The following is a 23919-nucleotide window of genomic DNA, read 5'->3' as shown; positions in this document are numbered from 1 at the left end:
AACATGGTTGAGAAGAAATCACCGGCCAGTGGATGGCCGATTGCTCAGGGCGACTTCCACACAGGCGATGCACAGAGCTGCGTCGGCGTCGTCACCATGGGATCCCACCTCGACGAGCAGGGCATCTGCAACGCCGGAGCGGCAATCGCCGGGTCCTGTAAGACCGAGAACCTCGGTATCGAGAAGATCATCGCGAACGTCATCTCCAACCCCAACATCAGGTTCATCCTCTGCTGTGGTACGGAGGTCAAGGGGCATCTCTCCGGTCAGAGCTTCATCGCTCTGCATGCCGGCGGAGTCTCCGGCGGTAAGATCGTCGGAGCCCAGGGAGCCATCCCGTTCATCGAGAACCTCTCCGACGATGCGATCAAGCGCTTCCAGGACCAGATCGAGATGGTCAACATCATGGAAAGCGAAGACATGGGGACCATCAAGGCCAAGATCGACGAGCTCAAGGCCAGAGATCCCGGTGCCTTCGGCGCAGAACCCATGATCGTCGAGGTCAAGGAAGCAGGCGGTGCGGCAGAGGAAGTGACCGGCGAAGTACAGCCGCTCTCTGGCGAACTGGCACTGATACACGCACGGATGAAGGTCATCGAGCGGATGGTCACCGACATCGGTTACCGCAACAAGTTTGCCGCCGGTGTTTACTCGGGCAAGATCGAGGGCCTCATGATCGGCCTGATCGTCTCGTTCGTGATCCTGGGGTTCATCCTGCTGGGGTGAGATAGATGGCAGAAGAAGTTACACAGGCAGGCCCCATCCGGATGACCTCGATCAACAGAATGATGGGCGCCATCCGGTACAAGGCACAGATCCTTGCCCGCACGACAAAACTCGAGTCAGGCATCATGGGCATGGGCATCGTCGGGTTCGCAGTCGGGCTCGGCATCATCATGCTCTTCATCCTGGTTCCGGCACTGATGCTGGGGGCGATCTAACATGGTTGAGAAGAAATCACCGGCCAGTGGATGGCCGATTGCCCAGGGAGACTTTCACACGGGAGATGCACAGAGCTGCGTCGGCGTCGTCACCATGGGATCCCACCTCGATGAGCAGGGCATCTGCAACGCCGGAGCGGCAATCGCCGGGTCCTGTAAGACCGAGAACCTCGGTATCGAGAAGATCATCGCGAACGTCATCTCCAACCCCAACATCAGGTTCATCCTCTGCTGTGGTACGGAGGTCAAGGGGCATCTCTCCGGTCAGAGCTTCATCGCTCTGCATGCCGGCGGAGTCTCCGGCGGTAAGATCGTCGGAGCCCAGGGAGCCATCCCGTTCATCGAGAACCTCTCCGACGATGCGATCAAGCGCTTCCAGGACCAGATCGAGATGGTCAACATCATGGAAAGCGAAGACATGGGGACCATCAAGGCCAAGATCGACGAGCTCAAGGCCAGAGATCCCGGTGCCTTCGGCGCAGAACCCATGATCGTCGAGGTCAAGGAAGCGGGCGGTGCCGGCGTGGAAGTTGCCGCTGCAGGCGCAAACCCGCAGTTCCTTGAGATCGAGGAGCGGCTCAACGCTATCGAGGAGAGGATAGAGTTCGTCGATGCAGAGATAGCCCAGCGCGTCGGAAGAAAAGTCGGGCGCGATATCGGCATCCTGTACGGACTGGTCGCAGGTTTGATTGTATTCATGATGTTGTTGGTATTACTGCCCAAATTGATTGGGTACCTGTAAGGAGGATTGACGAATATGTTCAAATTCGAAAAAGAGCAGACGGTACACGACTTCAACGGTACCATGATCGGCGGGCAGCCTGGAGAGTACCCGACCGTGCTCGGTGCATCCATCTTCTACAACAAGCACGAAGTAGTTCTGGATGACCACACCGGAAAGATTGACAAACCAAAGGCAGAGGGACTCTGGAACCGCTGCCAGGAACTCTCGGATATCACCGGCATTCCGCACTTCATCCAGATCATCGGAGAGTACGGCGAGGCCTTCGAGAGCTACATCGACTGGTTCTGCAGCATCGATGATAAGACCGCGTTCCTGATGGACTCGTCCGTCCCGGCGGCGCTCGCCCATGCGTGCGAGTACGTCACCCAGTCGGGCACCGCCGACCGTGCGATCTACAACTCGATCAACGGTTCGATCGGACCGGAGAACATCGAGGCGCTGGCCAAGAGCGATGTGAACGCAGCCATCGTCCTCGCCTTCAACCCCGCCGACCCGTCGGTCGCCGGCCGTGAGAAGGTTCTGGTCGAGGGCGGTGTCGCCGGACAGGAGATGGGTATGCTCGAGATCGCGGAGAAGTGCGGCATCACCCGCCCGATCCTCGATACCGCAGCAACCCCGCTCGGTCTCGGCTCCGGCGGTTCATATCGTGAGATCCTCGCCTGCAAGGCGATTCACGGTCTGCCGACCGGTGGTGCTTACCACAACATGACCGTCTCCTGGACCTGGCTGAAGCGGTGGAAGGGAACGAAGAAAGTCCCCTCACAGCAGCTGGCCGGCCTCGAGGGCAAAGATGCCCTTATCGAGCAGCTCACCCACCACTACCTCGGTGGCGTGGATGGAATGCGCCAGGCAGCCTGGTCTGCACCCGATATCGGCTGCAACATGATTGCAAGCACGCTCGGTGCCGACCTGATCATGTACGGCCCGATCGAGAATGTCGAGGCGATGATCACCGCACAGGCCTACACCGACATCGTTGTGCTGGAAGCGGCACGCGACTTCGGTGTCGAGCCCAAGGTCGACACTCACCCGCTCTTCAAACTCGTCTAAAACCCCACTTTTTTTTACGTTGTACGGGTCGCCGTGGCTGTCCCGGGAGATGCACCCGCCGGGTGTGAATCATACAGGTTTCCGGATGCAACCGACACCCCGGGGCATGATGGACCCGGAAAAGGCCAGCAGAAGGGACGCAAGCCCCCTCGACATTTGTGCCGGATGGAGCCCGAGGGAATTGTCAGGTACGCAGAACAGGAACTCCACCAGGTCAAAGTGCTCAAAAAGAAGAGTATGGTGAAGACGGGGATGTTCCCGCCGCAACCGCTCAGGACAGTTCGATATGCCCGGCGATCCGGAGTTTCCCGCCCTCGAGGTAGTGGAGCACTGCCGTGTCGCCGGGGAGGTAGACGAGGTCTTTCTCCAGCGCAAGCGTGAGCGTCGGTTGCCGCCAGTTCCCGTCGTCCCGCACCGCTTCCACCCGCGCCGGGATGAACTGCATCCAGTGGCCGAGGTGGAGGACCGTCCCCACCGTGAGCGGCGCCGGCCAGTACCTGACCAGGGTCGCCCGTGCCTCGAGGTTTATACCGGTCCGGAGCGCGGGATCGTCTGAGAGGACAAACCCGCGGTCGAGGTCGTCGGACTCAATGTTCTTGAGCGCGAGCCCCACACGGTCGCCCTCGGCGGCCCAGTCGAAGTCGTCGTCGTGCTTCTGGATGGACCGTACCGTGATCGCCTGCTCTCCCGGGTAGACCTTCAGGGAATCGTGTTTCCTGATACCGCCGCGCACCACGCCGCCGAGGATGACCGTCCCGATGCCGCGAACGTTGAAGTGGTGATCGATGGGGATCGTTCCCACGGCACCGGCGCCGGGCGGGACGGAGGGGCGTGCGTGCGCCTCGCGAAGCAGACGGTCGCGCAGCGCGATCGGGTCGACGTCTACGAACTCATAGCGCTCGAGCACCGTCCCGCGCAGGAGCGGCGCGACCTCATCGGGGGTTACGTAGTTCTGGAGGACGATGTAGCCCTGCTTCACCCCGACCTCGTCGAGCATCAGCACCCACTCCCCGAACGTCGGGGTGATCTCGCTCACCACGATGAGAACCGCATCCGCCATCGATGCGGCATAAAAGAGCGGGGCCAGCCGCTCGGGATACCGTGTCGGTTCGATGATGGTGACGGTATCGTCGCCCTTCTTCAGGTTATAGAAGGTGATATCGGATTCCGTGCCCTTCTTCCCGAGGTCCTTTGCATAACCGGCGGGTCCCAGCACGGCAACATTCAGATTGCCCATATGCCAGATCTCTTGGTTATCCGAGAGTATGAGGTTAACTCAACCGTTATGACGGGCATGGTCTCCGTGAACCTTCCCGAAACCTCAAGGAAAGGGCTCCCGCCCGATCAGCCGCTCCACCGCCGCGCGGAACTCGCGGAACTGCTTCGAGACCTCCGGCCCGGACGAGCCCGGGTAGGCGTTTGCGCCCCGCACGACGACGCTGTGCCCGTCCATCTCCATCCGCAGGTGCCAGTAGGTGACGTCGCAGCAGGAGTGGGCGGAGACGTACTCCGGCTCCCACTCCCGGACACCGAGCCGATCCACGGTCTCCCGGAACCGCGCCCATTCCTCCGGTGTGGGCGACGCCTCCATCACCACCCCGGAGTAGCCGCCGGCGCTCGCCCATTCGTAGAGGAGCCGGCCGTTCCGGCCGTCCACGAGCCTGACGTAGAGGGACGGCCCGACGCTCCCGCCCAGGTAGAACTCGAACGCCTCCGGAATCGTGGCAGAAGGCCCGTCCGTATGCATATCACGTTATACGATCAGAACGGCCAAATACCCTGCGACGAGAAGGCCCATGCAGCAGATTCCGGCGACGTCGGCCCTGCCCGGGGCGAGGTCCCGCATCGGCGTCCGCCTGCCGGAACGGTAGCCCCTCAGATCGATTGTCAGCCCAAGAACCGTGGCTTTCCCGAGGGAGTTTGAGACCAGCGGGATGATGATGGGGAAAAGCCCCCTTATCTTCCCGGCAAGGCCTTTTCCCGGGTTGTAGGCACGGGCAAGCTGCGCCTCGTGGATCCGCTTCCCTTCGAGCTGCAGGCTCGGGATGAAACGGAGCGCAATCAGGAACATGAGCGTGTAGTCGACCGGCATCCTGAGGCGGTCCATGACGTGGACGAGGTCGCGCGGCTGGGTGGATATGATCAGGAGCTGGAATGCAAAGAGCATCGCCGCGAACCGGAGCGACATCGCGAGCGCAAGGTCGATCGCCCCCACCGTGACGGGGAAAGCCCCGCCGATGACCGGGACCGACGCCGGGACCAGGTAGCAGAGGGTCTCCCCGCTCCGGATGGTGAGGATGGTGAGGGCGAGCAGGCTCACCGAGAGCGAGAGCAGCAGCGGAACCTGGCGGAGGAGGTCGCGGGCGAGCCCACTCGCTATCGCCACGGCTACGACCGCCCCCGCAAGGGCCGCAAGCATCACGATATCGCTCGTCAGCACCGCAAGGGCCACGACGACGACGGCAAAGATCAGTTTGGTGAGCGGGTGGAGGCGGTGAAAGGCGCTCTCCCGGGTAACGTACTGCATAATTTCAGGCATGGTTCCTCCTCATAGGTTCTCGCGTCACGAATGATCTTTCCCTGCTCCATCCGGACGATGCGATCCGCATACTCCGCCCCGAGACGCATATCGTGCGTCACCATGACGATCGTGTGGCCGTCCTGCCGCAGGCGCCCGAGGATCTCCATGACCCGCCCGGACTCCCGGGCGTCGAGCCCGGTCGTAGGCTCGTCGAGCACGATCACGTTCGGTTTCATGGCGATGACGCAGGCGATAGCCAGACGTTGCCGCTCGCCCCGCGAGAGCGAACGCGGGTAGGCCGCCTTCCGGTGAAGGAGACCGACCTCGCGAAGGGCCTCGTCGACCGACTGCCCCGGATCGTCTGCGCCGATGTTCCCGAGACCGAACGCCACTTCGTCCTCCACGGTCTCTGCAAAGAGCATGGTGTCCGGGTTCTGGAAGACGAGACCCACGTGGCGTGCGAGTTCCGCTATCGGGACGGTCGCGGCGTCGAGTCCGTCGACGGAGACGCTGCCTTCGGTCGGGCGGAGCAGCCCGTTGAAGTGCTTGACGAGCGTCGTCTTCCCGGACCCGTTCTCCCCGACCACGGCCACGATCTCACCCGGGGCGACCTCGAGGTCGAGACCCCCGATGGCCATGACGCCGTCGTAGCGGTGGACGAGCCCCCGAACCGATATGATCGGGGGTGCCTCTCCCCCGGGGGCTGCCGCCGGAGCGGGGGGGCAGATGCCGCCGCCCTCCGGCTGCTGCAGGAGGTCATCCTGCAGCATCTGCGCGGGGGAGCCTTCCGCAACGATCGCCCCGTCTTCGACGAGGACCATCCGGTCCGCGATGACGGCGAGCTCGCCGAGTTTCTGCTCGACGATGAGCACGGCCGTACCCTCGCCCGAGAGCCGCCGGAGAAGGGCGGATACCGCACCGGTCGCTTCCGCATCCAGTTCGGCGGTCGGTTCGTCCAGGACGAGGATCTCTGTGCCCAGGGCAAGGGTTGCGGCGATGGCGACCCGCTGTTTCTGCCCCCCGGAGAGGGTGTGCGGTGCCCGGTCGGCGAGGTCGGCGATCCCGGTCGCCTCCATCACTTCCCGGAGCCTCTGCCGCATCTCCTCCCGGGAGATCCCGAGGTTCTCAAGCCCGGAGGCCACCTCCTCCTCGACGGTCGTGAAGATGAGCTGGGCGTCGGCGTCGTCGAAGACCACCCCGACGTGCCGGCCGATCTCGCCCATGCTCCGGTAGTCCCGGACGCTCTTTTCGAGGATGGTGATCGCCCCCTCGAGCGTGCCGCCGTACTCGTGGTGGAGGATACCGGACGCAGCAAGACAGAGGGTTGTCTTCCCGGCCCCGGTAGGGCCGGTGACGAAGACGATCTCCCCCTTCTTGATCTCAAGGCTGATCCGGTCGAGTGCCGGTGTCCCGGACCCGGGGTATATATAGGAGACGCCCTCCAGAGAGAGGGCGGACTCCCGGCCGCCCTCAGGATTCATCTGCCGGCCTCGCGTCCCGTGCCGGGGCCGTCTGCCGGGCCCCACGCATCAGTGCCCGCGATGCCGGAACCTCGAGCACCTGGACAACGACGGCGTTTACCGCTGCCGTCATGAGGACGATCGGCACGGTGACCGCGAGGAACGCACCGACGGTTCCGAACCTGTCAAGGACGGTCGGGGCCACGGCGAGTATGGCGATGAAGATGAAGCAGAACCCGCTCGCGAGGGTGGCAACGAGCGCCGTCACCGCCGGGGCGAGAACGAACCGGTCTCTCAGCACCAGGTAGGTCGCGAGACAGACGATCGCCCCGATGGGTTCGCTGATCAGGTTTGCGGGCGGGAAGAGCGAGTGGCTGAGAAGGGCACAGACAACGCCCGCCACAACGCCGATCCCGAGCGCCTCCCGGAAGGTGGGCACGATGAGGATGATGGCGAGGCTATAGAAGGCGATCACGAGGTTCGATACGATGGGGCCCGGGATCAGGAGGGACATGTACCTGATGATGGCCCCTATGGCAAGAAGTATGCCGACGATTGCAATATCTCTCGATTTCATGGTATCGGTTTCACGGTATGGGATTCAACAAACGATCGGATGGGATATCTGCGGCGATCAGTGCGGACGCCAGCGTGGTTGGAGTGAGCGCGATGCTCCGGCAGGAACGACTGCCCGTAGGATACGATGGCCCGCAGGGTGCGACGGCTCGTGAGAACCGGAGCATGAGAAGACCTCCGGTCTTCGAAGCCGGAAGAGTCCTCCGGGGATGCTCCCGGGGGCGACGGACGGGGTGGAAAGCCCCGGCAATATTCTGCACATTGTTGTATAAAATAGTACATTTATGAATATATATTTTCCGGGGCCCTCTCCCGGGCAGATCACCGCCGCGAAAGCAGGAGCGCCGCAACAAGCACCGCACCGGCAGTCGTGAGGACGGCGGCGGCAGGCGCCGCTGCCGTCGTCGGCGTGGCCGGGGATGTGGCCGTCGGCACCGTCGCGGTCTCCGGTTCCGTGGGCATCGGGGTGGGCGCAGCGGCGGGCGGCGTCACCGGGGTTCCCGGGGGTGTCCCGAGGGTGACGGGAATGGTCGTGTAGCCGTGGCCGGAGAGGCTCGACCGGTCGACGGGTGCTTCCACGACGTAGACGGTGTAGGCCCCGGGGTCGAGCCCGGCCTCACCCGTCCTCCAGCGGTAGGTCCAGCGGTCGTCGGCACCGACCGTCACTATCGTGAAACTGGCCGGGTCCCCGGACCGGACGGGGGTATCCGGGTCTTCGAGCCGCCCGCCGTTGGTGGGGAGGTTCGGCCCGGTCACGAAGAGGTAGACGGTATCGCTCCCCGTGCTCGTCCCTGCGAGCGTGACCTCGCTTCCGGGGTACACCGTGACGGCAGAGGCGGCCGGAGCGATGACGAGGGCGATGAGGAGAAGGACTCCTGCGAAGAGCAGGGTTCGATCAGGCATATGGTTCACCGTCACCCGGTCGACCCGGAAGGTGATGAACCTGATCACGTCACGGGAGGACGGCATGCCTGCCGCCGGCATATGCTTCCACGAGCAGCCGGGTGCTTGCCTTCGCCTCACCGCCTCCGGACGTGAGGCGTGCCCCGTCCAGGGCGGCAACGATCGCCCCGACGGCTTTTGCGTGCGACCGCCCGTAACCTCCTTCGAGCACGAGGGCGAGAGCCGCAGGACTCGCGGCCGCGAGCATCCCCGTCAGGGCTCCGAAGTCGTCCGGCCGAAGCCGCATCGAACCGAGCGGGTCGTCGAAGAGTGCATCCTGGCCTGCGGATACCACAACCAGGTCCGGCTTGAAGCGCCGGATCGTCGGGACGAAGACCTCCTCAAAGACCAGGGCGTAGTCGGCGCCGGTCGAGCCGGACGCGAGGGGCGCATTGATGGTATACCCGACACCCGGGCCGGCACCCCGCTCATCCGGCCACCCGGTCCCGGGGAAGATTCCCGCCTGGTGGACCGAGCAGTAGAGCACCCGGTCCGACGTGTAGAACGTCGCCTGCGTCCCGTTCCCATGGTGCAGGTCCCAATCCACGATCGCAACCCGGTCGACCTCGCCAAGCGCCCGGGCCGTGGCGACGGCAACGTTGTTGAAGAGGCAGAACCCCATGGCCCGGTCCGGCACGGCATGGTGCCCCGGGGGACGGACCATGGCCAAACAGTGCTCGCCGTCGAGCGCCCGCTCCACCGCCTGCCATGCGGCTCCCGCAGCGTATAGCGCCGCATCGAACGACTGCCGGGTGACGTACGTATCGGGGTCGAGGTAGCAGGCACGGCCGGGGGGACACCTCATGCAGAACGAGCGGACGGCCTCAATGTGCCGGTGCGTATGCACCCGTGCCAGGTCTCCTGGCGTCGCTCTCGCCGGGGCGATGCGGCGGGCATCGGCGGGGACCCCGGCAAGGGCGGCCTCGAGACGTGCCTGCGACTCGGGGTGGCCGGGATCATCGTGGGCCGAAAAGAGATCCCCCGTGACGACCGAGTACGGCATGGTGATCGTTGGTGGGTTGTCTGCGCAGGACATGAATCTTACCTGCCGGGCGGGAACCGGCAGGCGGTGTCGGGGGAATCCGATCTCAACGCGGTTCGACGGCCGGCGAACGGGTCCGCCGGCAGAAGGTATTTGAAGTGGAAAAAAGAATCATCAGAATGGAAGACGGAGCTCAGACCGCTTGCAGGGAAAGAGAGGCGTTTTCAGGGAGCAAAATGATACCGCATACCGGACTGGAGGAGTAAGATGCCGAGAGTATCGAACATCGATATTTTACGAAAAAGAGAGCAGCCCACCCTATCGATCCGCACCAGAACAAAAGTCGAAGATTTACCCGTGCTGATCGGCGAGAGTTACGGCAAAATGGCTGTTTATCTGAAGGAACTGGGGGAATTTCTCTCAGACGTTCCGTACGTGGCTTATCACAACATGGATATGCAGAATCTTGATGTGGAGATAGGGTTTCCCGTATCGAAGGCACTGCCGGAGAAGGGAGAGATTCAATCGGACTCTATTCCAGAAGGCAACGTTGTCTTCTGCATGTATCGCGGCCCATACAGAGAAATGGTGTCGACATACAACGAGATGGCAAACTGGATAGAGGAAAACGGGCTTAAGCCTGTCGGCACCGTTTACGAATGCTACTACAACGGGCCCGAGTATCCGGAGAGCGAACTGTTGACGATGATTGTCATGCCGATAACATTGGCCTCCGGGTAAGCCCTCCGTCCCGTTCCCCGGAGGGCGGGAAGCAGCCCCCACGAATACAAAAACAACTGCGGGTTACCGACGGTGCGGCCCCAGAGACGATAGCGCCACTTCGCCCCCGGGGAGACCGTGACAGCTCTGACCCGCTTCTTTTGCGCGACGCTCTCTGGTATGGACACTTCCGGATCGTCAGATGAACCTGCCCGCGTTGCCGGAACTCAGATCGAGTTTCCCGGTCCGCCTCCTCATCCCGATCAATCGGGTGCGCATTTATAGGAGGGGACGATAATAGGGTTCTATGGCCCCGTGCGGCGTGATCTCCCCCTCGTGCATCTATGCCTGCACCCGGTTCCGGGTCCGGAGAACCACGCTCCTCCCCCGTGAAGAGTACCTGCGCATCATGCGGATGAGCATACCCGGGGTCGTCGCCCACCTCGGCCGGCGGGAAGATTACGGGCAGGATATCATGGACCTCGCGCACGACTTCTCCGGTGCCCAACTCATCGAAGAGGTGGTGAACCGTAACCTGGCGCAGTCGTTCCGGCACGCCATGGCGATCGCCACGGGCGACCTCCAGACCCTGACCGGGGAATATCTCAACCGGTGGGACATCGCAAACGTCATGGCGATCCTGCGGGGCACGGCCCACGACATACCCCGGCGACAGATCCGCGACCTCCTCGTCCCGGCGGGCGAGATCGACAGCGCGCTCCTCGACCGCCTCCTCGACTTCACGACCTGCGGCGAGGCTATCGAGGCCCTCCAGGGCTGGCGGCTCTACCCGGTCCTTGCAGAATACTACCGGGTCTGCGGGGAGCCGGGTGCCTTTGCCCGGATCGAGAACGAACTCTACCGGCAGTATTACGCCGACCTGCTCGACCTCGGCACATCCGGGTGCAGCGGGTGCCGGGAGTTGATCGCCTACCTCCGGTTCGAGATCGACATCACCAACATGAGGAACCTCATCAGGCTCCACTGCGCAGAAGAGGCGTGCGATATCGCGGTCATCGAACGGACGATGATCCCGGGCGGCCGTATCCCCATCGGCATCTTCCGGCATCTCTACGGCATCGATACCGAGGGGGAGTTCGTCAGCGTCTTCCTTGAGACCGATATCGTCCCGGTTCTGACCCAGGCGGTGCGCGAACTCCGGCAGGACCCGGACTTCTCGAGCGTCGACGCCGCAGAACTGGTCTGGCAGCGGTGGCACCAGCGCCGGCGGCCCGTTCACGAAGTCGAGATGGCGGTCACCCGCGTCAGGCTCCACCAGCTGGAGTCCCTCTCCCGGCGTCATCCGTTCTCGGTCCTGCCGGTGCTTGCGTACCTCGAGCGGAAGAAGTACGAGGTCTTCAACCTGCGGGCAATCGCACGGGGAAAAGCATTCGGTCTGCCGCCCGAGCGAATATGGCAGTATATCGTCCTGTAGGAGAGGTAACATGCCGGTCGACGACATCAAACCCACCCGGTTCGGCCTCCTGCTCGTCAGGCGGCGGATGGCGCTCGCTGAGCGGGTACACCGACTCCTTAAGATGAAACTGGACGGTATGATGCTGGAACTGGTCAGGCTCACCGACCGGGCCGCCAGAGAGCGCCGGGTACTTGAAGAGAAGTACACCGGAGCACGGGAGATGGTGGCAGTCGCCGCCATGATGGAAGGGGCTACGGGAGTGCTCCTTGCAGCGCTCTCGGTGGAGACCAACCCCTCCTACACGACCGGGCACAAGAACGTTTTCGGGGTGCGGCTCCCGGAGCTCGAACCGGTGATGGTGAAGAAGACGCTCGATCAGAGGGGTTACGGTATCCTCGGGACTTCATCGGTCATCGATGACGCCGCCGACGCCTACGAGGATCTCCTTACGGCGATAATCGCAAGCGCCGAACTCGAGGGGGGAGTCAGGCGGCTGCTCGACGATATCGAACGGACCCGGCGGCGTGTGAACGCGCTGGAGTTCAGGATAATCCCGGAGCTTACACAGGCGCGCCGGCTCATCGAGGATCAGCGCGACGAGATGGAGCGGCAGGAGTGGACACGGCTCCGGCGTATAAAAAAGATAAAGGCAAAGAGGGCAGGGAAACCCTAGAGGGCGTCGGCCTGCTGCTGGCGCAGGCACGCGATTGCGGTATCCACGATCGCGCCGAGGGCGTCCACGCCGAAGGTCTCGGACGAGAGGACGATGTCATACGCCGAGAGGTCGTCGATCTCGATACCATAGTAGTTCCGGTAACGGGTGGCTTCCGAGCGCTGCCGGTTCTCGGTGTAGACCCGGGCGCCTTCTTCGTCCATCCCGTCGCGGCCTGCGATTCGCTTTGCCCGGCAGGAGAGCGATGCGGCGAGCCAGATCCGGAGATCGGCGTTCCCGATCATCCGGCCCGATAGCCTGCCCTCGACGATGATGTCTTCGGCGCCCTCGCCGATCTCTTTCTGGCGGGCATCGATCATCCGGTCGACCGAAGGATCGTTCTCCGCGAATCTTCCGAACTCGGCGAGGTCCATGCCGTGCTCCCGGGCGAGCTGGCGGAAGACCTCTCCCGCGGAGATGAGGTCGAGCCCGTACTTCCCGGCGAGATACCGGGCGAGCGATGTGGTGCCGCTCCCCGGCGGTCCGCTGATGGTGATCCGCATCAGAGCCCTCCGATGTTGAGGGCCTTCCGGATCACCTGGCTGATGGTCAGCGAGCAGAGCATGTACCAGAGGATCCATGCAGGGACAATCCAGAACGCAAAGCTCGAGAGGGTGACGGCCCCGAGGAAGGGCATCACGATGCCGGTCGCAAAGGTGGTCTGCGCGCCGACCTCCGGAAGCCGCAGGAGGAGCCAGAAGAAGATCGGCACGGACAGTACCAGGATGATCGCCATCGGGGTAAACTGCTGCCGGGAGATGTCGAGCTGGTCCTGCATCATCCGCTCCTGCTTCCCCTGGAGCTTTTTGACCCGCTTTTCATCTCCGGAGAGCTGGGCCTCCCGGAACTCCTTCTGGAAGACCTTCATCTTCGCCTGCGTCTCCTGCATCTTCTCGTAGTCGATGGTGTACTTCTGGACAAGCGACGAGTACAGTCCCGTCATGCCGGAGAGGATCATGATCATGACGAAAAACGGCACGCCGAAGGTATCGATGAAGGGGCCCAGCACTACATTCATCGCCGAACCGACCGTCACCCGTATCCACTCGACGCTGTACGAGAGCATCACGAGCATGGTAAAGATGAGGGCGATCGTCGGGCCGTGCTTCTTCAGGTCCACCATGTCAGGTTACCTCAGCACACTCACCAGGTCGTCGATACCCTGTTCGAGCAGGAAGTTTTCATTCCTGACGATCTTGATGGTACAGCCGGTGTACATCGCGTACGCCGCGCTAACCGCGCGGTTGAACTCCTGGTGCTCGGCGATCGCCCGGGACCCTTCCATGTCGCGGACCCTCGAGGCGTCACCGAGCCGGCGCATCAGGATCTGGTCCGGGTCGGTCTCCACCAGCACGACCATATCGGGCATCAGTTCGCGGAGCACCCATTCGGGCAGCCCGGCGAGGAACCCCGTCGGGGTCTTGACGCTGCTGTGGGTATCGACGATGATGTTCGCATCTCCGCTCATGGCGGCGATTCCCGAGGCAGCCGCCTGCTGGAGGCGTTTCTGGACATCTTTTCCGAGTTTGCGCATCTCATCGCGGTTCGAGACCAGGTTCTCTTTTTTGGCCACGTCGAACATGAACGTGCCGAAGTTGACGGCCTCGTAGGAAACGCCCTCGGCCGCCAGTCTCTCCATCGCACCGTTGATGACGGTGGTCTTCCCGACACCGGGAACCCCCGTCACGACGACTTTCTTCCCCAACGTTATCACTCCATTTAGAATATAGTTCGCTGTAAAATAAATCCACGCCTGAAAGAGTAATTCTTTTCGGAATCACTTCGGCCTGAACGATCGCGAGGATCGTCCGGGTGGAAAAACGGATGTTGTGCGGTTTTGGGAAAAGGGGAGTCGGATGGGCTCACTTCCGGTCGAAGCGAGCGCTTCGCGCCGCTTCTCCAAGAATGACTCCTCCGGCCCCGCCTTCGGCGGGGCCTTCGGACTCATTCTTTCCCAAAGAACGACCGCATGAACGGGTACATCTCCATGATCTGCTGGCTTGCGACCTCCTCGTAGAGGCGGTAGGTGATACTCACCGCAAGCAGCAGTCCTGTTCCTCCGACCGCACCGATCACACCGAAGAGGTTCGCGACGACCGAGAGGAGGCCGATGAACACACCGCCGATGATGGTGATCCGCGGGATGTAGCGGTCGAGATACTTCTCAAGCACCTGTTCGTTCCGCCTGTAGCCGGGGATATGCATCCCGCTCCTCTGGATCTGCCGGGCCACGTCCTTTGAGTCGAGACCTGCGGTCTTGACCCAGAAGAGCGCGAAGATCGCGCCTCCGACCACCATGACGGTGATATCGATGCCCATACGCAGGAGGATCTCCCAGGGGGCGTGCCCGAGGTCGGAGAGCCACCACATCCAGTCCTGAGGCTGGTTGATGGGAGCGATATACCACATGAGACCGTTGACCGGCGTCTGCCCCTGGAACTCGCCGAAGATGGTTATCCCGGCGTTCGAGAGGAACATCCCTATCATCTGGATGTTCGCCTGCAGCACCCGGACCAGGATCATCGGCAGAACACTCGCGTAGATGAGTTTCACCGGGAACCGTGCACGGGCGCCGCGGACGGCGGTATGCGCGAGCGGGATCTCGATACGGGTCGACTCCACGTAGACGATGATCATGAAGATCACGACCGTCGTGACGAGGGCGAGCATGTCCGTGCCGAAGTACTCGAGGAAGTTCGCCCCCGAGGTACCTATTGCGAACAGCCGCGGGAAGAACCCGATCGGGAAGGGGTCGGTGCCCGTCTGCCAGTTCAGGAAGCCGTTCACGAGACCCTGCGAGACTCCCGCAACGATGAAGAGCCCCACACCCGAACCGACGCCCCATTTCGTGACGACCTCGTCCATCAGCACCACCAGGAGACCGCCGATGCAGAGCTGGAGGAAGATCAGGAGCGAGACCGTGAGCATATTGCCGCCGAAGAACTCCGTTGCCACCGTCGGGTCGGGCATCATCAGCCCGCTCGCGACCATGGGGAGCGCTTCGACGATGATCATCACGAAGATGAGCAGCTTCTGCAGGCCCATATACATGACCTGGCCGCGTGCATCGCTGGTATCGATCTGCAGGATTCCGGCGCCCTTGAGCAGCTGCAGCACGATCGATGCGGTGACGATCGGCCCGATACCAAGATGCAGAAGCGAACCGCTTGCACCGGCAAGCAGGGCACGATATATTCCGAAAATATCCTGTGACTCCGGAGAGAGCCCAAAGATATTGATGTTGGTCAATGTGAAGTAGAGGAGCAGAATCGCAAGCGTCCACATCAGTTTATTCTTGAAGTGAACGTGCCCCTCCGGACTTCGGACTGCAGGCATCGCTGCAAGGATGGGTTCAAATCTATCCAGCAGATCTCCCATGGTTTCACCTAAAAAAGGAGATCAGACGGTCATTGCCTGACCGCCCATCTCCTCGATCTTTGCCCGGGCCCGTTCTGAAAACTCCCGGGCGGAGATACTCATCTTGTGGGTGACTCTTCCGCCACCAAGTACCTTCTCGATGCCGATCTCGGCGACATCGAGGGCAATGAGGTCTCCTTCCTGGCTCGCAAGCCCCTCCCGAAGCAGTGCTTCGGCCATCTGGTCGATCTCCCCGACATCAAGAGCGGATACCGGCACGGAGGTCTTGCTGACGAAACCGTGCTTGCCGTTGGATATCTCACCCTTCAGGTAGAAGTGGGAGAAGCGGTGATCGCGCTGCCCGGCTCTACCTCGTCCACCCCTGTTGCCGGCGCCACGCCGGTTCTTGTGCGTGCCGCCGCCACAGGTCCGTGAACCCCTGTATTTGGATCTCTTGTTTACGGGCATCAGTCTCACCTCATTTTGTAGAGGAGATCGTTGATCTGGGGGCCATAGTAGCCGAGAGCTCCACCCTGCTGAAAGGTTCGCTTGATAGTTTTATAGCCCTTTCGAGGAGGGTGCAGTCTCAGCACCGGCTTGATCTCCACCAGATCGCGGAAGCTTGTCTCACCGCTGCAGAGCGCTGCTGCGAATTCGTCGATGCTGGCATACGGGGTATGCGCACGGACATAGTCGTCGGTCAGCTGCTCGTCTCCGGTCAGTCTGCCCCGGGTGCGCAGGAGGGTGGCCAGGGTCTCCCGGTCAACCTCGCCGTACGCAACGAAGTCCTTCACCTTGCGGATCATGCCCAGGTACGCAGGCGTATCGGGCACGAGGACGCAGTGGTTGACGTGGTGCAGGCGGAGCATCTTCAAGGTGTCCTTGATCTCGCGGTTGGTCTTGACCACGCCGCGCACCTGTACTACCGCGTACATCACTCCGTCCCCCCGATCCTGACGACATTCGTCTGCTTGAGCGCTTCAAACGTCGCCTTCGCGTAGTTGATGGTCGTGCGGGTCTGTCCCCGGTTGAAGGCCCAGACATCCTTGATACCTGCAAGTGTCAGGACTTTCTTCGGGGTCTCCCCGGTCACGAGGCCGATTCCCTGCGGAGCGGGCTTCAGCGTCACGCGGACGCTGCCTGCCTTCCCGGTCACCTCGATGGGGATCGAGTGGCCGGTGTCGCAGCCGCACTCCCAGCTCCCGCATCCACGGGAGACCTTGATCAGGTTCAGTTTTGCGTTTACGATTGCTTTCTGGATCGCATTGCCGACCTGAACATCCTTTCCCTGGCCGAACCCGACGTAGCCGTTCCGGTTGCCGACCACCACGACGGTGCGGAACTTCACACGGCGACCCGAGTCCGTCATCCGCTGGACCATGTTGATGTCCAGCACCTCGTCCTCCAGGTCGGGCAGGAGGAGATCGACGATCTGGGGCTCCTTGATCGGCCTGCCGCTCGCGAGCACCTCATCGATACTGGTGATCTCGCCTGCGGCGACCATGCGCCCGAGACCGGTGAGCGGAATCCATTCTTCCTGTACGTATGCCATGTCACACCAGCTCCTTCTTGATGGCCAGAGCCACAGCCTCTACATTCGCTACCAGGTTGCCCGCCCGCTCGGGAGCATACCCGGCGATGTGGGCACCCTTGAGCCGTTCCTCATCGGGGAGGATCGACTCGCCATACGGGACGTCGAGACCCGCATCCACTGCCCCCTTGAGAGCGGCAAAGACGCGCGCTCCGGGTTTTGCCCGGGCGAGCCCGATATCCAGGATCCCCTCTTCATATCCCGCGTTCAACGCCTTGACTGCAAACAGCATCCCGGTCAGGTAGGCGGCCGGGGTGCTCGCTGTCGATCCCTCGTAGCCGTAACCGGCAAGTTCGGCCGAGTATGCGGCCACCAGGGTGCGGTCTCCTTCGGTCTCGGGGACGACCAGCTGCACGATGATCTGCCGGTTCGTCCTCCGGACGACCATCCTCGGCGTTCCCGACGACAGGAGCGACATCCGCTTATAGTAATCAGTCTTGCCCTCGTGCCGCCTTCGGAAGGGCACGAAGTATCTTGGGCCGGTTGCCATTATTTCATCCTCCCTGCCATCGTCTCAACATGAGCCGTAAGGTGCGCCACGCTCCGGAACTGGCCTCCGGAGGCCCTCCGGTACATCACGCGGTAGAGACTCCTCTCGATTGTGCCTTCTGCGCGCATCTCGCGCAGAGTGCGACGCTGCGCCCGGATCTTCCTGATCCATGCCCGCTTGCTGGACCCGCGGGCCCCGGCGGCACCCTTCCTCCGTCCCGGTCCTTTCCGGTGGCCGTAGGAACGCTGCGCCATCCGTGCCCGGGCCCTGCCACGGCTGTTCCCCTTTACGGGGTGCGCCTTGATCACGCCTTCCGCGACGAGCTCGCGCAGGTCGTTTCTGGAGATCGCTCCCTCAATGTCGGCCTGGCGCTCGGGATCGAACCAGACACGGTTGATGCCGCACTTCAGAATGGCGGCTGCCATTCGCTTCTGGCTGGCGAGATCACTCATCCTCGTTCACCTCTTCTTCGCTCACGGCGGGTATTTCTGCCGTGCGGGTGAGGTCTTTTGCATTCAGCACCTTGAGCCCCAGTTCCAGGGCCCGGGTTTGAATCGCTCCCCGCTTCCTGTTGCCCACGGATCCGCCGATCCGGATGGCCTGGGTCTCCGGGTTCAGTCCCGCAAGTTCTGCAGGTGTAAAGACCCGTACCTCCTCATAGCCGCTCGGGTGCATGCCGCGGATTGCGGCAGGGCTCCCATATCCCGGTCGGGGAAGGGCGCCCTTTGCGCTGAACTGCCGTCTCTGCTTGTTGTGCAGACCACGCGGACGCCGCCAGACATCTGCCAGCTTCGCTTTGCGGTGAAGTCCCCGCCTCTTGAAGGCGGGCTTGTTGTGCCGGGTGCGGACGCGGATCAATCTTCTTGCTTCATCCATCGGTTTCACGCCCTCTCGGTGATGTAGATGCCGTCCTGGAACACCCGGGGGTCACGCTTCGTGATCCTGGTCGCGTGCTCGATGTTTGCGGCCGTGTTGCCCACCTTCTCCTTATCGATACCGGTGAGAGTCACCTCGTCGTTTCCGACCTTGACGGTGACGCCCTCGATGATCTTTGCTATTCTGGGCTGTTTCTCGCCAAGGAAGTTGTTGATCTCGAGGCGGTTGCCCTGCAGCTTCAGCTGGATCGGGAAGTGGCTGTAAACCACCTTCATGCGATACTCGTAGCCTTCGGCGACACCCCGGATCATGTTCTTCGCATGGGCCTCGAGCGTGCCGCTCATGGCAAGGAACCGCTTCTTATCGGATGTCGTGGAGACGACGACCTCGCCGCCTTCAACCCTGAGGTCGATCTGCGGGAAGCGCATGTCGCGGGCCAGTGTGCCCTTCGGTCCGGAGACCGTGAGCACGTTGCCTTCGAGCGTGACGTTCACACCGGGAGGGATCTCGACCTGTCGTGTTATTCCCATACTCTTCCCTCCTTTAGTAGACGTATCCCAGCAGTTGACCGCCGACTCCCGCGTTCCGGGCCTCTTCATGGGAGATGACCCCCTTTGAGGTGGAGACGATCAGGATGCCGAAGTTCTTTGCGGGGAGGTACTGCGACTCCCAGTATTCCATATCAACCATCGCCACCGGGAACCGGGGGGTGATGGCGCCACACTTATTGATCGTTCCGGGGAGTTGGACCCGGAACTGGCCGCCGCGGCCGTCTTCGATGAACTCGAAGCCGCCGATAAAGCCGTTTTCCTGCATAACGCGGAGCATGGCGCCGAGGAGCTTGCTGGCGGGTTCGACAATAACCTCGCTCTTTCCAGCGTCGCCGGCATTCTTGATCGTGCTCATCGCGTCAGCGATTGGATTCAGTCGTGCCATATTCTCTAACCCCTAGTTCATCTTCTTGAAGCCCATCTTGCTCGCCCACTCGCGGAAGCATTGACGGCAGAAGTAGATGCCGTATTTACGCACAAGGCCCTGCTTCCGGCCGCAGATGCGGCACTCGTTGGCGCCACGGCCGAACTTCCTCGTACTCTCGCTCGAAGAAGGTGCTCCTGACTCTTCAGCCATTCTTTACACCTCCACCTGGTAGTGCTCGCGCATGAACGCGATGGCTTCCTCTTTGTTCACTTTCTGGTCCGCCGGCAGTTTCCTGCGCTCGACGACTCTGCGTGCGATCCGGGCACCTTTGTACTCGAGCACCACGTTGACGTCCATGCCGTAGATACCGATCGTCGGGTCGTAGGACATGCCCGGGAAGTCGGTGTGCTCTTCGATGCCGAAGGAGACGTTGCCGGTCCGGTCGAACTGCGAGGCCGCGAGTTGCCGCTCGATGATGTTGAGCGCGGTCGTGACGAACTTCTCGGCGTTCTCCCGGCGCAGGGTGACCTTGCACCCGATGGGTGCGCCCTTCCTGATGCCGAACGCCGGCTGGGTCCGCTTCGCGATGGTGCGGACGGGCTTCTGGCCGGTGATCTTCTTCACGAGATCCTCGGCCTTGACCAGCCGCTCACCGCTCTCTCCGACGCCCATATGGACAACGACCTTGTCTATGTAGATATCCTTCATTGCACTCATGCTGAGGCCTCCAGTTCGGGTGCAATCGCGGAGCGGCCGACCATGAAGACGTACTCGTCGATGGTCTCGAACCTCTCACCGGCCGAGTCGTCCATGAGAATGACGCGGTTCGGGACGGAACTTGCGGTCTGGATGACCTCGACGATCCTGCCGACCTTCCCGGAATGCTTCCCGCCGACGATCATGGCCACATTGCCTTCTGCGAAGGGGAAGTGATCGACGATCCGGAACCGGTCTTCACCGGCCGTTCCATCGCCGAGGGTCACCACGACGGAATCTTTCGCCCTGTAGGTGTTGTCAGCGAGGATGTTTGCGCCGAACGCAAGGTTCAGCTGTACCTTGCCGCCCTTGACCGTGGTCTTGTTCCGGATCTTGCAGAGCCGGGTCTTTGCAGACTCCGCCGGAATCTCGACGGCAACAAGGTTGCCCCGGTTGTCCAGCTGGATGCGGTAGTTCTTCCCGATCTTCGGGATCGAGACGATATCAAAGACACCAAGGCCCATCTGTGGGTTCCTGCAGGCCCGCCCGTTGACGATGACATCGCGCTGGTGCAGGATCTTCCGGACTTCGCTCGCGTTCTGTGCGAGACCGACATGCTCGCGGAGCCAGACACCGACCGGCAGAGCGCCGGCGTTGTGGGGGCCCGGAGCGGTCTTCATGACGAATTTCTGTACTTTCTTCGGGATGTGCCAGGACCCTGGCGCTACCAGCCGCTTGAGATAATGAGACATTATGCTCCGCCTCCGAGTCTCTCCTCACGTAGTTTGTCTTTCAGGTTGAGCTTCGTGATCTGCACGTTCGAGGGATCGACCGGCCGGGGAACCTCGGTTCCGTCCGCCTTCGTCACCATCACGCCGTGCACGACCAGCCGGCACGTCTTCATGTCGACCGCATCGACGATGCCTTCGTCACCGGCGAAGTCTCCACGGAGTACCTTGACGGTATCCCCTTTGACCACACGGGTTCTCCGGGCGTTGTACTTCCCACGGAGTTCGGGGGCAAGTGATGCGGAGAGGAACCGGCCCCGGGTGTGGTTCGGTGCGTTGTAACGCGCCTTCCGCTGTTTTCTCGGCTGTTTGCTTACTATGCGTACCATTCTTCACCACACCTTACACGATTATCGTCGCCATGGAGGCGATCTTCGGGAACCGCTCGGCGATCTCCCGGGGGACGGCACCTTTGATCTCCGTTCCCTTCGGCTCGCCGCGCTCGTTGATGAGCACCATGGCGTTGTCCTCGAACGAGAGACGGATGCCGTTCGGGCGGCGGATCTCCTTCTTCTGCCGGATGACCACCGCTTTCTCGAGTTTCCTCCGCATATCGGGGGTGCCCTTCTTGACGCTCACGGTCGCGACGTCGCCGACGCCCATGCAGGGCTGCCGGCGCCTGACACCGTGGTAACGGTCGACCGAGACGATCTCCACGAGCCGTGCGCCGGTGTTGTCGGAACAGACCATCTGTGAGCCGGTGGCGAGGGCGCGCGGAATGGTCGACTGCATCGCCTTCATTCCTTCATCACCTCGACCACAACAAAGTTCTTGGTCTTCGAGAGCGGTCTGCACTCCGCGATCCGGACCACATCGCCGATGCCCGCGTTGATGCAGGGCGTGCTGTGGGCATGGTACCGGGATCTGCGTTTCTCGTACCGCTTGTATTTCTTGACGTAGTGGAGGAACTCACGCTCCACGACGACGGTACCGTTCATACGGTCGCTCACGACTTTGCCGGTAATCACCTGGCCGCGTACCGGCAAAGTGCCGTGAAACGGACAATTTGCGTCCTCACATTCCGTTTCCGGAATGGGAACGTCCAACCCAATGTTTCGTGCCATTATTCATCCTCGTTTATCTGATGCGCATGCTGATCCGCCGTTCCGGCTGTGTCTCCAGGCTCGACCCGTCGACGTCGACGGTCGTGCCGTCGGGAAGCCGGAGGCGGAACACGCTGAACCGTTTCGGTATCCGCTTTTCTCCCCGCCCGGTCTGGATGACCAGGGTATTACGGGTCTCATCGACGATGCGACCCGATACCCCGGTATGACCCGGGTTGCTCGCACGGGCGACCAGAACGTCCAGGCCGATCAACTCGTGCCGCAGGACGTTCTGGGGAGAGATCATGCGTTCCTCCGTGCGTTCTTCTCGGTCCGGATGCGCGCAATCGTTCTCTTTACCTCGCGGATCCTCCCGGGGTTCTCGGTGGCACCGCCGGCGCTGACTTTACCCCGCTCCTGGATCAGTTCGAGGGAGAGTTTCTGCTCCTGCTCGAGGAGTTCGGTGTCGGAGAGCTGTCTCACTTCCTGTGCGCGAAAGATTGCCATTTATCGCTCCTCCACGTACTCCTCTCCGGAGGTCTCCTCGAACTCTTCCTCGAAGACCTCTTCGCCGACCTCTTCGGGCTCGATGGACTCGGCCGGAGCCTTCTTCGGCGCGGGTTCAAGGACATCGAAGGTGTCGGGCAGCCGTGCATCCGGCGGGACGATCTTGACCTGGACCCCGATGGTCCCGAGTTTCTTGATCGCAAGCGCATAGCCCTTCTCGACGATCGTCTCGCTGGGCTCACCGCAGTGCTTGACGTAACCCTCGGTGAACTTCTGGGTCCGTGACCGGGCACCGGTCAGCTTCCCGGCGATGACGACCTCGCAGCCGAGCGCACCGGATTCCATGACCCGGCGGATCGTGCTCTGTCCGGCCTTTCTGAAGTACCAGCCGCGCTCAAGAGCGTTTGCCAGCCTCTCCGCCATGATCTGGGCGTTGAAGTTGGGGTTCTGGACCTGCTGGACCTCCACCTGCGGGGACTCGATATCGTACGTGGTGGCGAGGTCCTGAGTGAGCTGGCGGACCTGCTTGCCGCCTTTCCCGATCACGATACCGGGCTTCTCCGCAAAGATGGTCACCTGGGTGCCGAGCGGCGTCCGGGTGATGTCCATGCCGCCGTATCCTGCCCGCTTGAGTTCCTTCGTGAGGAACTTCTCGACGCGAACGTTGCGCACGCCGTCAGTGATAAACTTCTTCTCGATTGCCATTACGCCACCTCGGTCACGACGATCTCGATGTTCACAGTCTCTCTGCGCTTCGGGGTGGCGCGACCCATCGCACGCGGGAAGAACGCCTTGAGGCCACGGCCGGTGTTGGCGGCGACGTGGTCGATCCGGAGGTTTTCGGTATCAAGGCCGATGTACTCGGCGTTCTTCTCGACGGACTCGAGCAGCCTGATGTAGGCCTCCGCGGCCTTGACCGGGTACCGGCCAGCGGGCCACTTCGAAAGACCCCGCTTGTGGGCGACGTTCCGGTTGAACCGCTTGAAGGGGATGGCCTTCTTGAGTTCCACTACATCGGCGAGGTATGCCTTTGCTTCAGAGGTGGTCATCTTCCGGATGAACCTGGCAATCTCGATCGAGTGCTTGGGAGAGACGGGAAGCTCGTTCGCCTTTGCGCGAGCGATGTTCTCGCCCTCGATCTTTGCTGAATAATCTGTTCTTGCCATAGCCATCACTTCAGCGGTACGTACTTACTCGACCGGGTTGCACCGATACCGGCGCTGCCGTGGGAGACCCTCCTGCGGGTCAGTGCAAACTCTCCAAGGTAGTGGAAGACCGCCTCCGGCTGAATCTCCACCGCCTGGAACTCTTTCCCGTTGTGAATCTCGAACGTCCTGCCGACCATCTCGGGCATGATGATCATGTCGCGCAGATGGGTGCGGATGCTCCCGTCTCCCGACCGGAGATCGGCAAGGAGTTTCTCGTGTTCCCGGGAGAGACCCCGGTCGAACTTCCTGCGTGCCCGGGCCGGCATGAGCGGCAGCAGCTCGGAGAGAGCCATCTGCTTCAGGTCTTCAACGGAATGACCGCGATAGGTGAACTCCTCACGCCGCCGCGGCATTCGCTTCTGTGTCTTCTTTGCCATGC

37 protein-coding genes are annotated in these 23919 nt (G+C 62.0%); 7 read left to right on the top strand and 30 right to left on the bottom strand.

The window, feature by feature from the left end; all coding sequences use genetic code 11:
- The first annotated feature begins 3 nt into the window (after positions 1 to 3).
- Genes mtrA (DIC75_RS04635) through mtrH form a run of 4 tightly spaced genes read left to right on the top strand, consistent with a single transcriptional unit; the run spans position 4 to position 2736 of the window.
- Complete coding sequence (mtrA, locus tag DIC75_RS04635) at positions 4 to 726, top strand: tetrahydromethanopterin S-methyltransferase subunit A (RefSeq protein WP_250986825.1); 723 nt, start codon at positions 4 to 6, stop codon at positions 724 to 726.
- 5 nt (positions 727 to 731) lie between these two features.
- Entirely contained in the window at positions 732 to 941 is a 210-nt protein-coding gene (locus tag DIC75_RS04630; protein WP_250986824.1) for a tetrahydromethanopterin S-methyltransferase subunit F, read from the top strand.
- A gap of 1 nt (position 942) precedes the next feature.
- The gene (gene mtrA, locus DIC75_RS04625; RefSeq protein WP_250986823.1) at positions 943 to 1683 is read left to right on the top strand and encodes a tetrahydromethanopterin S-methyltransferase subunit A; all 741 of its coding nucleotides are present in this window, start codon (positions 943 to 945) and stop codon (positions 1681 to 1683) included.
- A gap of 15 nt (positions 1684 to 1698) precedes the next feature.
- Positions 1699 to 2736 carry a tetrahydromethanopterin S-methyltransferase subunit H gene (gene mtrH / locus DIC75_RS04620; protein WP_250986822.1) on the top strand — a complete coding sequence of 346 codons (1038 nt, stop codon included), beginning with the start codon at positions 1699 to 1701 and terminating at the stop codon, positions 2734 to 2736.
- A gap of 271 nt (positions 2737 to 3007) precedes the next feature.
- Here the strand turns inward: mtrH and DIC75_RS04615 are convergent, their stop codons facing one another.
- From DIC75_RS04615 to DIC75_RS04585, 7 genes are all read right to left on the bottom strand, one after another.
- Complete coding sequence (locus tag DIC75_RS04615; RefSeq protein ID WP_250986821.1) at positions 3008 to 3973, bottom strand: EF-Tu/IF-2/RF-3 family GTPase; 966 nt, start codon at positions 3971 to 3973, stop codon at positions 3008 to 3010.
- Positions 3974 to 4057: 84 nt separating this feature from the next.
- Positions 4058 to 4483: a hypothetical protein gene (locus DIC75_RS04610; RefSeq protein WP_250986820.1), complete on the bottom strand. Its 426-nt coding sequence runs from the start codon at positions 4481 to 4483 to the stop codon at positions 4058 to 4060.
- Positions 4484 to 4489: 6 nt separating this feature from the next.
- Entirely contained in the window at positions 4490 to 5275 is a 786-nt protein-coding gene (locus DIC75_RS04605) for an energy-coupling factor transporter transmembrane component T family protein (RefSeq protein ID WP_250986819.1), read from the bottom strand.
- On the bottom strand, positions 5206 to 6738 hold the full coding sequence (locus DIC75_RS04600; RefSeq protein ID WP_250986818.1) for an ABC transporter ATP-binding protein: 1533 nt from the start codon (positions 6736 to 6738) through the stop codon (positions 5206 to 5208). Before DIC75_RS04600 ends, DIC75_RS04605 begins: the two co-directional genes overlap by 70 nt.
- Positions 6728 to 7294: a hypothetical protein gene (locus tag DIC75_RS04595; protein WP_250986817.1), complete on the bottom strand. Its 567-nt coding sequence runs from the start codon at positions 7292 to 7294 to the stop codon at positions 6728 to 6730. Before DIC75_RS04595 ends, DIC75_RS04600 begins: the two co-directional genes overlap by 11 nt.
- A 320-nt stretch (positions 7295 to 7614) precedes the next feature.
- Positions 7615 to 8277, bottom strand: a complete 663-nt coding sequence (locus DIC75_RS04590; protein ID WP_250986816.1) for a hypothetical protein — start codon at positions 8275 to 8277, stop codon at positions 7615 to 7617.
- Positions 8246 to 9238: a histone deacetylase family protein gene (locus DIC75_RS04585; protein WP_434220823.1), complete on the bottom strand. Its 993-nt coding sequence runs from the start codon at positions 9236 to 9238 to the stop codon at positions 8246 to 8248. The genes DIC75_RS04590 and DIC75_RS04585 overlap by 32 nt, the downstream gene beginning before the upstream one ends.
- A 246-nt stretch (positions 9239 to 9484) precedes the next feature.
- Here DIC75_RS04585 and DIC75_RS04580 point away from each other — a divergent pair, with 246 nt between their 5' ends.
- The 3 genes from DIC75_RS04580 (at position 9485) to DIC75_RS04570 (ending at position 12027) form a co-directional block, all read left to right on the top strand.
- Positions 9485 to 9958 carry a GyrI-like domain-containing protein gene (locus tag DIC75_RS04580; protein ID WP_250986814.1) on the top strand — a complete coding sequence of 158 codons (474 nt, stop codon included), beginning with the start codon at positions 9485 to 9487 and terminating at the stop codon, positions 9956 to 9958.
- A gap of 286 nt (positions 9959 to 10244) precedes the next feature.
- Positions 10245 to 11372, top strand: a complete 1128-nt coding sequence (locus tag DIC75_RS04575; RefSeq protein WP_250986813.1) for a V-type ATP synthase subunit C — start codon at positions 10245 to 10247, stop codon at positions 11370 to 11372.
- Between the two features lie 10 nt (positions 11373 to 11382).
- Entirely contained in the window at positions 11383 to 12027 is a 645-nt protein-coding gene (locus DIC75_RS04570) for a V-type ATP synthase subunit D (RefSeq protein WP_250986812.1), read from the top strand.
- Here the strand turns inward: DIC75_RS04570 and cmk are convergent.
- The 23 genes from cmk to DIC75_RS04455 form a co-directional block, all read right to left on the bottom strand.
- Entirely contained in the window at positions 12024 to 12569 is a 546-nt protein-coding gene (gene cmk / locus DIC75_RS04565; protein WP_250986811.1) for a (d)CMP kinase, read from the bottom strand. The genes DIC75_RS04570 and cmk overlap by 4 nt on opposite strands.
- A complete protein-coding gene (locus tag DIC75_RS04560) occupies positions 12569 to 13189 on the bottom strand; it encodes a DUF106 domain-containing protein (protein WP_250986810.1) in 621 nt (206 codons plus the stop codon). Before DIC75_RS04560 ends, cmk begins: the two co-directional genes overlap by 1 nt.
- Before the next feature lie 6 nt (positions 13190 to 13195).
- Positions 13196 to 13771: an adenylate kinase gene (locus tag DIC75_RS04555; protein ID WP_250986964.1), complete on the bottom strand. Its 576-nt coding sequence runs from the start codon at positions 13769 to 13771 to the stop codon at positions 13196 to 13198.
- A 239-nt stretch (positions 13772 to 14010) separates the two neighbouring features.
- Positions 14011 to 15444: a preprotein translocase subunit SecY gene (gene secY, locus DIC75_RS04550; protein ID WP_250986809.1), complete on the bottom strand. Its 1434-nt coding sequence runs from the start codon at positions 15442 to 15444 to the stop codon at positions 14011 to 14013.
- 21 nt (positions 15445 to 15465) lie between these two features.
- Positions 15466 to 15891: an uL15m family ribosomal protein gene (locus DIC75_RS04545; protein ID WP_250986808.1), complete on the bottom strand. Its 426-nt coding sequence runs from the start codon at positions 15889 to 15891 to the stop codon at positions 15466 to 15468.
- Positions 15892 to 15896: 5 nt separating this feature from the next.
- On the bottom strand, positions 15897 to 16358 hold the full coding sequence (locus DIC75_RS04540; protein ID WP_250986807.1) for a 50S ribosomal protein L30: 462 nt from the start codon (positions 16356 to 16358) through the stop codon (positions 15897 to 15899).
- A complete protein-coding gene (locus tag DIC75_RS04535) occupies positions 16358 to 16975 on the bottom strand; it encodes a 30S ribosomal protein S5 (RefSeq protein ID WP_250986806.1) in 618 nt (205 codons plus the stop codon). The genes DIC75_RS04540 and DIC75_RS04535 overlap by 1 nt, the downstream gene beginning before the upstream one ends.
- Before the next feature lies 1 nt (position 16976).
- The gene (locus DIC75_RS04530) at positions 16977 to 17504 is read right to left on the bottom strand and encodes a 50S ribosomal protein L18 (RefSeq protein ID WP_250986805.1); all 528 of its coding nucleotides are present in this window, start codon (positions 17502 to 17504) and stop codon (positions 16977 to 16979) included.
- The gene (locus DIC75_RS04525; RefSeq protein WP_250986804.1) at positions 17504 to 17956 is read right to left on the bottom strand and encodes a 50S ribosomal protein L19e; all 453 of its coding nucleotides are present in this window, start codon (positions 17954 to 17956) and stop codon (positions 17504 to 17506) included. Before DIC75_RS04525 ends, DIC75_RS04530 begins: the two co-directional genes overlap by 1 nt.
- The gene (locus tag DIC75_RS04520; protein WP_250986803.1) at positions 17949 to 18380 is read right to left on the bottom strand and encodes a 50S ribosomal protein L32e; all 432 of its coding nucleotides are present in this window, start codon (positions 18378 to 18380) and stop codon (positions 17949 to 17951) included. Before DIC75_RS04520 ends, DIC75_RS04525 begins: the two co-directional genes overlap by 8 nt.
- A gap of 5 nt (positions 18381 to 18385) precedes the next feature.
- On the bottom strand, positions 18386 to 18910 hold the full coding sequence (locus DIC75_RS04515) for a 50S ribosomal protein L6 (RefSeq protein ID WP_250986802.1): 525 nt from the start codon (positions 18908 to 18910) through the stop codon (positions 18386 to 18388).
- Between the two features lie 13 nt (positions 18911 to 18923).
- Complete coding sequence (locus DIC75_RS04510; RefSeq protein WP_250986801.1) at positions 18924 to 19316, bottom strand: 30S ribosomal protein S8; 393 nt, start codon at positions 19314 to 19316, stop codon at positions 18924 to 18926.
- Between the two features lie 12 nt (positions 19317 to 19328).
- The gene (locus tag DIC75_RS04505) at positions 19329 to 19508 is read right to left on the bottom strand and encodes a 30S ribosomal protein S14 (RefSeq protein WP_250986800.1); all 180 of its coding nucleotides are present in this window, start codon (positions 19506 to 19508) and stop codon (positions 19329 to 19331) included.
- 3 nt (positions 19509 to 19511) lie between these two features.
- Entirely contained in the window at positions 19512 to 20015 is a 504-nt protein-coding gene (locus tag DIC75_RS04500; RefSeq protein ID WP_250986799.1) for a 50S ribosomal protein L5, read from the bottom strand.
- Positions 20012 to 20746: a 30S ribosomal protein S4e gene (locus tag DIC75_RS04495; protein ID WP_250986798.1), complete on the bottom strand. Its 735-nt coding sequence runs from the start codon at positions 20744 to 20746 to the stop codon at positions 20012 to 20014. The genes DIC75_RS04500 and DIC75_RS04495 overlap by 4 nt, the downstream gene beginning before the upstream one ends.
- On the bottom strand, positions 20746 to 21111 hold the full coding sequence (gene rplX, locus DIC75_RS04490) for a 50S ribosomal protein L24 (protein ID WP_250986797.1): 366 nt from the start codon (positions 21109 to 21111) through the stop codon (positions 20746 to 20748). The genes DIC75_RS04495 and rplX overlap by 1 nt, the downstream gene beginning before the upstream one ends.
- Positions 21112 to 21124: 13 nt before the next feature.
- Positions 21125 to 21523, bottom strand: coding sequence for a 50S ribosomal protein L14 (rpl14p, locus tag DIC75_RS04485; RefSeq protein ID WP_250986796.1), 399 nt, complete (start codon positions 21521 to 21523; stop codon positions 21125 to 21127).
- Positions 21520 to 21846 (bottom strand): 30S ribosomal protein S17, encoded by a 327-nt coding sequence (locus DIC75_RS04480; RefSeq protein ID WP_250986795.1) that lies wholly within the window; start codon positions 21844 to 21846, stop codon positions 21520 to 21522. The genes rpl14p and DIC75_RS04480 overlap by 4 nt, the downstream gene beginning before the upstream one ends.
- 13 nt (positions 21847 to 21859) lie before the next feature.
- Positions 21860 to 22132 carry a ribonuclease P protein component 1 gene (locus DIC75_RS04475; RefSeq protein ID WP_250986794.1) on the bottom strand — a complete coding sequence of 91 codons (273 nt, stop codon included), beginning with the start codon at positions 22130 to 22132 and terminating at the stop codon, positions 21860 to 21862.
- Positions 22129 to 22332: a 50S ribosomal protein L29 gene (gene rpmC, locus DIC75_RS04470; RefSeq protein WP_250986793.1), complete on the bottom strand. Its 204-nt coding sequence runs from the start codon at positions 22330 to 22332 to the stop codon at positions 22129 to 22131. Before rpmC ends, DIC75_RS04475 begins: the two co-directional genes overlap by 4 nt.
- On the bottom strand, positions 22333 to 23037 hold the full coding sequence (locus DIC75_RS04465; protein WP_250986792.1) for a 30S ribosomal protein S3: 705 nt from the start codon (positions 23035 to 23037) through the stop codon (positions 22333 to 22335). It abuts the gene before it with no gap.
- On the bottom strand, positions 23037 to 23498 hold the full coding sequence (locus tag DIC75_RS04460) for a 50S ribosomal protein L22 (RefSeq protein ID WP_250986791.1): 462 nt from the start codon (positions 23496 to 23498) through the stop codon (positions 23037 to 23039). Before DIC75_RS04460 ends, DIC75_RS04465 begins: the two co-directional genes overlap by 1 nt.
- A 5-nt stretch (positions 23499 to 23503) precedes the next feature.
- The gene (locus DIC75_RS04455; RefSeq protein WP_250986790.1) at positions 23504 to 23917 is read right to left on the bottom strand and encodes a 30S ribosomal protein S19; all 414 of its coding nucleotides are present in this window, start codon (positions 23915 to 23917) and stop codon (positions 23504 to 23506) included.
- Between the last annotated feature and the right edge of the window lie 2 nt (positions 23918 to 23919).

The organism is Methanoculleus oceani (assembly GCF_023702065.1).
GTDB lineage: Archaea > Halobacteriota > Methanomicrobia > Methanomicrobiales > Methanoculleaceae > Methanoculleus > Methanoculleus oceani.
This window is presented reverse-complemented; position numbering and strand designations above follow the sequence as displayed.